Genomic DNA, 8205 nt, shown 5'->3' with positions numbered 1-8205 from the left:
GGGAGCGGCGGTCGCCGCGGCCGCCGGCGCCGGGCTGGAGGCGCTGGCCGCCGGCCGGCGCGCCGCCGGCCGGCCGGCCACCGTCGTCGCCTGGGTGCCCTGGGCGGACGAGGTGACCGACCCGGCGCAGCTGCGCCGCCGGGGGGTCCGTCCGATCCCGGCCGAACTGGCCGTGGCCGCGCTGCAGCAGGCCGTGGGGCGCGGCGACGACCAGCTCGCGGTCGCCGACCTCGACTGGTCCGCGTTCGTGCCGGCCTTCACCGCCGTACGGCCCAGCCCGCTGCTGCGCGGCGTGCCCGAGGCGGCGCTCGCCGACCGGGACACCGGCTCCGGCGGCGAGGCGAGCGACCCGGCCCGGGCGCTGCGGGACCGGCTGGCCGGCGCGCCGGCCGGCGACCGGCACCGGATCCTGCTGGATCTGGTCCGGGCGCGCGTGGCCACGGTGCTCGGGCACGCCTCTCCCGGCGCGGTCGAGGCCGACCGGGACTTCCTGGAACTCGGCTTCGACTCGCTGACCGCGCTCGAGCTGCGGGACGCGCTGTGCCAGGAGACCGGGGCGGAGCTGTCGGCGACGCTGCTCTTCGACCACCCCACCCCGGCGGCGCTGGCCCGGCACCTGCTCGGTCAGCTCGTCGGCGCGGACGAAGCCGCGAGCGCGGCGGACGCCGCCGGGGACCCCGCCCCGCAGAGCGCCGGCGGTGGACTGCTCGGCGGGCTGTTCAACCAGCCGAAGGCGCGCGAGGATCCCGCCGGATACGCCGAACTCCTGGTCAAGCTCGCCCAGTTCCGGCCCAGCTTCAGCGAACCGGCGCAGCTCACCCGCCCGGCCGGCATCCTGCGGCTGGCCCAGGGCAGCGCCGGGGCCCAGCTCGTGTGCTGCTGCACCATGTCCCTGCTCTCCGGGGCCCACGAGTACGCGCGGCTCGCCTCCGGATTCCGGGGCGTACGCAACGTGTGGGCCCTGCCCAACCCCGGGTTCGGCGTGGGCGAGGAGCTTCCCGCCGACCTCGACGCGCTGCTGCGGGTGCACGCCGACACGGTGCTGCGCGCCGTCGGCGCCGGCCCGTTCGTGCTGGCCGGGCACTCGGGCGGCGCGATGGTGGCCAACCTGCTCGCCGGCGAGCTGGAGCGCCAGGGGCGCACGCCGGACGCGGTGGTGCTGATGGACACCTACCCGGCGAACAGCGAGGTGCTCGGCGGATGGGTGCCGCAGCTGCTCGACGGGATGATCGACCGGGACAGCGCCTACACGCCGATGGACGACTGGCGCACGACCGCGTGGGCCGGCTACCTGCCGCTGTTCCTGGACTGGCAGCCGGTCGAGATGGCGGCGCCGACCCTGCTGGTGCGCGCCAGCGAACCGCTGGGGGAGTGGGACGGCGAACCGGACGGCTGGCGGTCCCGCTGGCCGTACCCGCACGAGGCGGTGGACGCGGCCGGCGACCACTTCAGCATGGTCGCCGACCGGGGGCCGGAACTCGCCGGCACGGTGCAGCGGTGGCTGACCGCGCGGGGCCTGTGACCGTCGCCGCCCCTGGCGTGCCCCTAGCGCCCCCTATCGGCACACGTACATCTATCGGACCGACGTTCCAGGACGGAGCATGACGACGTGGACGAGGCAGTGGTGGTCACGGAGCTGGTCAAGCGGTACCAGCCCAACATGCCACCGGCGGTGGACGGACTGAGTTTCTCCGTCGGCGCCGGTGAGGTCTTCGGCCTGCTGGGGCCGAACGGCGCCGGCAAGACGACGACGATCGGGGTGCTGACCACACGGGTGCGGGCCACCTCGGGGCGGGCCCGGGTGTGCGGCGCCGACGTGATCGGCGCGCCCGCCGTCGCCCGGCAGCTGCTGGCGGTCGTGCCGCAGCGGGTGAACCTGGACCGGGCGCTGACCGTCCGGCAGAACCTGCTGTTCCACGCGGCGTACCACCGCGTGCCCCGGGCGGAGCGCATCCGTCGGGCGGACGAGCTGCTCGATCAGATGGGGCTCAAGGACTTCGCGAACCACCGTACCGACTTCCTGTCCGGCGGCCTCGCCCAGCGCACGATGATCGCCCGCGCGTTGATGCACTCGCCCCGGGTGCTCTTCCTCGACGAGCCGTCCGCGGGCCTCGATCCGCAGTCCCGGCTCTTCGTGCACGACCGCATCGCCGAGCTGAAGCGGGCCGGGGTGACCGTGGTGGTCACCACGCACGACATGGACGAGGCGGAGAAGCTCTGCGACCGCGTCGGCATCGTCGACCACGGCAAGCTGCTCACCCTGGACACTCCGGCCGCGCTGACCCGTACGCTGCCGGGCAGCAGCACCCTGACCCTGGTGGTGACCCCCGGCGCTCCCGCCGAGGAGGTGCGGGCCGCGCTCGACGCGATCCCGGAGGTGGAGCAGGTGGAGCACTTCAAGGTGGCCGCCCCGGCGCCCGTCGCCGCGCCGGCGTTCCCCGGCATGCCGGCGATGCCGATGCCCGCGCCGGCCGCCGACGCGCCCGTCGACCCGGACGCCCCGCTCTCCTTCCGGGTCTACACCAGTGGCCAGCCGGCCAACGCCATCCCGATGGCGATGAAGATCCTCGCCGACCTGGGCTGCGAGGTCCGTGACCTGAACATCGGCCAGCCCAGCCTGGAAGATGTCTTCATCCACCTGACCGGAAGGGAACTTCGGTGAGCGTCGCCGCCCCCGCCCCCCCGTCCGCGCCGCCGTCGGCCTCGCCGCCGCCGGTGCGCGCGCTGGACCAGTTCGCCACGTTCCGGGCGGTGCTCTCGCGGGACCTGTTCGTCACCGGCCGGGAGCTGGTCGGCTTCCTGCTCCAGGTCTTCATCCAGCCGCTGTTCATGTTGCTGATCTTCGGCAAGGTGCTCAGCGACCTGGGCTACGCCAGCGACGACTTCAGCAACGTGCTGCTCCCCGGCGTCATCGCGCTGAACGCCTTCCTGATCGGCCTGGAGAACACCGCGCTGCCGATGATGATGGACTTCTCCTTCACCCGGGAGATCGAGGACCGCCTCCTGTCGCCCATGGCGATCCCGCTGGTGGCCCTGGAGAAGATCGTCTTCGGCGGCATCCGCGGCCTGATCGCCGGCGTGGTGCTGATCCCGGTCGGCATGCTCATGCTCGGTGTCACCTGGCCCTGGGCGGTGGTGCTCAAGGTGATCGGGGTGCTGGCCATCGGCGCGCTGGTCGGCGCGGCGGTCGGCCTCGCCTTCGGCACGCTGGTGCCGACGCAGCACATCCAGATCATGTTCACCGTGGTGATGACCCCGATCATGTTCACCGGCGCGACCCAGTTCCCGCTGCTCGGCCTGGACTCGCTGCGCTGGTACCAGGTGATCTGCTCGCTGAACCCGCTCACCTACATCAGCGAGGCGACCCGGTCGCTCGTCGGCCCGCCGGGGGTCGAGTCGCTGCCGCTCTGGCTGTGCATGTGCGTGCTCACCGGGGTCTTCGTGGTGTTCTCGATGATCGGCATGCGTGGCTTCATGCGCCGTGCCATGGACTGACCGAACCGGATCCTCTCCGCCGATGGCCCGAGCCGCTCCCGCGGCCCGGGCCATCGGCGTCGGTGCAGGCGTCGCTGGATTCCACCATTCACCAGCGCAAATGCAGATCGGTTCACTCCATCCGGGGGACGATCGAGAAAACAATTCACCTCACCGGTGGGCGTTGTCATGCCGGCCGTGGCAGGCTGTACGGACGGCGGTGGCTCACCCTTCCGGCTGCCTCGGAGTGGCAACCGTCCCATCGGGGCTCCGCCGAACGTCGCCGTACCGACGAACGTCGGTGCCGGCCCGGCCGCAGACCGAACAGCTCCACGACAGCCCGTCGGTGCGGCCTACTCCAGGGCCGGACGGCGCGGGTCGCCGCACAGGCGGAGAGGAGTGGCGCATGGTGGACATGGCCGGGAACGACCGGGAACCGGCGGTGCTGGTCTGCACCTACAACAGCGCGGGGATGTTCAACCCCTTGCTCAGCATCGTGGGCGAGCTGAAGGCCCGGGGTGTCGGGAACGTGTGGTTCGCCTCCACGGAGGACCGCCGGGCGGACGTCGAGGGGCTGCGCGGGCCGGGCCAGGTCACCTTCGTCTCGCTCGGCCCGGCCCGGCCGCAGTCGTCACCACAGAACTGGGACGACGCCACCTACCGCGCCCTGACCACCGGCGACCGGGCGACCAGCTTCGCCCGGTACCTCGACGCCAGCACCGACCACGACCACGTGCGGCAGCTCTACCGGCGCTGCCTGCGGGCCATCGACGACATCGGGCCGGCGGTGGCCGTGGTGGACAGTCTCGCCAGCTGGGCGATGGACGCGGCACAGACCCGGGACCTGCCCTTCGTGGTCAGCATCTCGCTGCCGCCCTCCAACTTCCTGCAGGAACAGTTGCCGTCGCGCTATCCCGCCCCGTTCTCCGGGCTACCGGAGCGGATGACGCCCCGGCAGCAGGCGGCCAACGTCGGCTTCCGCAACCGGCTCGTACGGGCCCTGATGGAGCCGGAGCGGTTGCGCCGGAGCCTCGCCGCCGTCGCCAGTCGCAGGGCCGCCGGGATCCGCAACCCGGAGATGCGCCCGGCGGGCTATGTCGAGGCCGCCGAGGCGCTCATGGCGTACACGGTCTTCGGCTTCGAGTACCCGTTCGCGACCGCCCCGGAGAAGCTGCGGATGCTCGGTTCCGTGGTGCCCCGGGAGCTGCCGCCGGTCGACGGGGAGGAGGACCTGACCCGGTGGCTCGACGAGCACCCCCGCGTGGTCTACGTCGGGTTCGGCACCATCATGCGGCTGTCGCGGGGGCAGGTGGACGCGATCGTGAAGGTCGCCGAGCGGCTCGGCCCCGAGCACGCCGTGCTGTGGAAGGTTCCCGCCGGTCAGCAGCACCTCCTGCCGCCGGCGCGACGCCTGCCGGGAAACCTCCGGGTCGAGTCGTGGCTGCCGTCGCAGCACCGGGTGCTGGCCCACCCGCACGTGAAGGTCTTCTTCAACCACGGCGCCGCCAACGCCATCCACGAGGCCGTCCACTTCGCCGTACCGCAGCTGGTGATGCCGTTCTGGCTGGACTGCCCCGACGGCGCGGTGCGCGCGGTCGACAGCGGGGTGGCGCTGTCCGTCGAGCGTGCCGACACCCTGGACGTCGAGGACGTCCTCGCCAAGCTCCGGCGCCTGCTGGACGAGGAGACGTTCCGCGCCCGGGCACGACTGTGGAGCCGGCGGATGCGGCAGGCCGGCGGGGTCGCCGCCGCCGCCGACCTCGTGCTGCGGCATCGCGACGAGGCCTCGGCCCGCCGTGGCGTCGGGCTGGCCGTCGGCTGAGGCACCGTCCGTCGTACGCGCCGAAGGGGCGCGGGGCCCGCGCCACCGCGCCCCTTCGGCCGCCGGTCAGGACGCGGCGCCCTGCGTCTCGTCGGCCAGTGCCTCCGCGTAGGCGACGAGCCGGGACGGCAGGTCGGTGCGGCGCTTGACGTCGAGTTTGCGGTAGACCCGGGTCAGGTGCTGTTCGACGGTGCTCACGGTGATGAAGAGCTTGCTGGAGATCTGTCGGTTGGTGTGCCCCTGGGCGGCCAGCGCGGCGACCCGGCGTTCGGCGTCGCTCAGCCCGTCGTCCGGCTCCTGCAACTCGGTGGTGGCCGGGTACGCGGGCAGCCCGCTGCCCGGTTCGCGACGGATCAGCCGCTGGGCCAGCACCGACGCCCCGCAGTCCTGGGCGAGCTGGTAGGCGCGGCGGACGAGCAGCCGGGCGCGGGCGGAGTCCCCGGCACGTTGCAGCGTCTGGCCGGTGTCGCCGAGGGCCCGGACGAGCTCCAGCCGGTCGCCGCTGGACTGCAGCAGGTTGACCGCCTCGGAGAGCAGCTTGCGCCGGTGGTCCTGGGCGGCGGTGGTGGCGAGCAGTCGCAGCGTCCGACCCCGGGTCCGGTCGTCGACCCCGTGCGGGACCCGCAGCTGCTCCTGGAGGAGCTGCGTGGCCTGCGTCTTGTTGCCGACGCTGAGCTGCACCCGGGCCAGCTCCAGCCGCCAGGGCACCAGCCCGGCCGCGTCGATGCCCCACGTGCGCATCAGCTCGCCGCACCGCCGCAGGTCGCTGGTGGCGGCGTGGGGCCGGCGCACGGCCAGGTGGTGCCGGGCGCGGGCGGCCAGGTAGTGCAGGCCCAGCGGGGTGCGGAACATGCCGGGCGGGACGGGGTGGGCGAGCCACCGGTCGGCCTCGGAGAACCGTCCCGACTCGGTCGCGGCGGCGACCAGGGTGGCCAGCGGGCCGGCGATCGCCACCCCCCAGGCGGGGGCGGGCATGTCGTCCAGGGCCGCCCGGGCGTGGTGCTCGGCGCCGGGCAGGTCGCCGACGCGCAACGCCGCCTCCGCACGGATCGCCCGGATGACGGCCCGCCATCCCGGGGCGTGCTGGGCCACCGGCCGGCCGAGCAGGACGTCGCCCCAGACCGCGGCCCGGTCGGACCGACCCGCCCAGAGCAGGGCCAGCAGGGGTGCGGTCAGCAGGCCCAGCGCGCCGTCGTCGGTGTGGTGGCGCTGCAGGAGCTGCTCGGCGCTCGCCACGGTGTCGTTGTCGGCGGTCGGCGTCAGCGCGGTGCCGAGCACCGTCACCGCCTGCAGCAGCGGGCTGATGGTGGTCGGCGCGTTGGCCGCGCGGCTCCACGTGGTCGGGGTCTGCCGCACGGTGGCCAGGTGGTCCGGATGGGAGAGCGAGACCAGCAACTGCATCAGACGCAGGCGACCGGTCACGCCGGCGGAGCCCTGCTCCTCGTCCGGGGAGATCGCGCCCACCGCCTCGGTGGCCTCGTCCACGCGACCCTGCCAGAGCAGGTAGGGCACGGCGGACAGTCCCGCGTCGGTGGACCACCCCGCGGCGCGTGCCGTCCGGACCAACTCGGTGAGCTGCCCGTTCACGGTCAACGGGTTGATCTGCCAGCGGGCGTTCACCAGCATCTCGGTGGTGGCGGCCCGCTGCTGCTCGTCCGCCGGCGCGCGGGAGACCAGCCGCAGACACGCCGCCGCCACGTCGGGCCGGCCCGACGCCAGCGCGTGTGCGGCGGCGTCCTGGAGCACCGGCACCATCCAGGACGCGCTCGCCGCGCCGGCGGCAACCAGGTGCTCGGCGACCACGCTCGGCTCGGCGCCGCGGTCGTGCAGCACCTCGGCGGCCCGCTGGTGCAGGTTCCGCCGCTCGTCGGCCGACATGTCACCGAGGATCGAGCGCAGGATGCGCGGGTGGCGCAGCTCGTCGGACTTCATCAGGCCCGAGGTGCGCAGCACCCGTACCGCCGGGACCGTGGACTCGGGCACCACGTCGAGGAGATGACCGAGCAGTTCGGTGGTCGCGGGTCGGTTGAGCACCGCCAGTGCCTGGGCGACGCGGCGCACCCCCGGCTCGTGCCGGTAGAGGCAACCGAGCACGGCCTGGTCGAAGGCGTCACCGACGGCGGGACCGTAGTCGTCGCCCGCTTCGCCGTGGGCCCGTTCCTCGAGCAGCGCCCGGGTCAGCAGCGGATTGCCACCGGTCATCCGCATGCAACGTTCCGCGATCTGGCGGGCGTCGTCGGCCTCGCCGCCGACCAGCCGGGCGACGGCGTCGACGCTCAGCGGCGGCAGGCCGATGCGGGAGAAGTGCGGCTGGCTGAGCAGCTCGGCCCGGAACAGCGGGTGCGGCGGCCGCAGCGTCGACGCCTCGGCGAGCACGACCATGATGCGGGCGTGGCGCAGCCGCCGGGTCACGTAGAGCAGGCAGTGCAGCGAGGCCGGGTCGGCGTGGTGCACGTCGTCGACGACGAGGACCAGGGGCCCGGTGCCGGTCAGGTCGAGCAGGGTGGCGAAGAGGCCGTGCAGCAGGGGTGCCCAGGCCCGGTCACCGTCGGCCGCCTCGCCGCCGGGCTCGGGCAGCGGCACGGCGAAGGCGGCGTCCCGCATCAGCTTCTCGACCCGGGCCGCCGCCTCGGGGGCCAGCCGTGCACTGTGGAACAGTTGCCCGACGACTCCCAGGTGCAGTCCGCGCTCCGCCCGTGAACCGGCGGCGCTCATCACCTGCCCGCCGGCGCCCGCCGCCCACTCGCCGAACGACTCCAGCAGGCTCGTCTTACCGCTCCCCACGGCACCGGTGACGAGCGCGACGTGCCCGCGCTGTTGGTCCTCACACGCGCGGAACGCGCGCCGCAGGCGGGTCGTCTGTTCCTCTTGCTGCACCAACACCAGCGGGTCAGCCCTTCTCGTACGCG

General features: G+C 73.8%; 5 protein-coding genes. 4 read left to right on the top strand and 1 reads right to left on the bottom strand.

The window, feature by feature from the left end:
• The 4 genes from V6U77_RS21390 to V6U77_RS21375 form a co-directional block, all read left to right on the top strand.
• The coding region (locus V6U77_RS21390; protein ID WP_334608232.1) for an alpha/beta fold hydrolase at window positions 1-1522 on the top strand (1522 nt) is incomplete at its 5' end.
• 87 nt (window positions 1523-1609) lie between these two features.
• Entirely contained in the window at window positions 1610-2662 is a 1053-nt protein-coding gene (locus V6U77_RS21385; protein WP_334608230.1) for an ABC transporter ATP-binding protein, read from the top strand.
• The gene (locus V6U77_RS21380) at window positions 2659-3495 is read left to right on the top strand and encodes an ABC transporter permease (RefSeq protein ID WP_334608229.1); all 837 of its coding nucleotides are present in this window, start codon (window positions 2659-2661) and stop codon (window positions 3493-3495) included. Before V6U77_RS21385 ends, V6U77_RS21380 begins: the two co-directional genes overlap by 4 nt.
• 385 nt (window positions 3496-3880) lie before the next feature.
• Window positions 3881-5296: a glycosyltransferase gene (locus V6U77_RS21375; RefSeq protein WP_334608228.1), complete on the top strand. Its 1416-nt coding sequence runs from the start codon at window positions 3881-3883 to the stop codon at window positions 5294-5296.
• A gap of 66 nt (window positions 5297-5362) precedes the next feature.
• Here V6U77_RS21375 and V6U77_RS21370 read toward each other — a convergent pair whose 3' ends face one another.
• Window positions 5363-8173: a helix-turn-helix transcriptional regulator gene (locus V6U77_RS21370; RefSeq protein WP_334608226.1), complete on the bottom strand. Its 2811-nt coding sequence runs from the start codon at window positions 8171-8173 to the stop codon at window positions 5363-5365.
• Between the last annotated feature and the right edge of the window lie 32 nt (window positions 8174-8205).

This window comes from Micromonospora sp. CPCC 205546 (assembly GCF_036902715.1).
Taxonomy (GTDB): domain Bacteria; phylum Actinomycetota; class Actinomycetes; order Mycobacteriales; family Micromonosporaceae; genus Micromonospora.
The sequence above is the reverse complement of the archived record's forward strand: the minus strand, read 5'-3'. Positions and strand labels throughout refer to the sequence as shown.